At 59.3% G+C, this 332-nt stretch carries 1 rRNA gene; it reads left to right on the forward strand.

The features are described from left to right. Positions 1 to 332 (forward strand): 16S ribosomal RNA (locus tag DKT72_RS19085); the annotation flags it as partial.

Consider the following 332-nt stretch of genomic DNA (forward strand, 5'->3'; position numbering starts at 1 on the left):
AGATCATCATGCCCCTTACGTCCAGGGCTTCACGCATGCTACAATGGCCGGTACAACGGGATGCGACGCGGCGACGCGGAGCGGATCCCTGAAAACCGGTCTCAGTTCGGATCGCAGTCTGCAACTCGACTGCGTGAAGGCGGAGTCGCTAGTAATCGCGAATCAGCAACGTCGCGGTGAATGCGTTCCCGGGCCTTGTACACACCGCCCGTCAAGTCATGAAAGTGGGCAGCACCCGAAGCCGGTGGCCTAACCCCTTGTGGGATGGAGCCGTCTAAGGTGAGGCTCGTGATTGGGACTAAGTCGTAACAAGGTAGCCGTACCGGAAGGTG

Origin of the sequence: Confluentibacter sediminis, from assembly GCF_003258355.1 — a bacterium.
Taxonomy (GTDB): Bacteria; Bacteroidota; Bacteroidia; order Flavobacteriales; family Flavobacteriaceae; genus Confluentibacter; species Confluentibacter sediminis.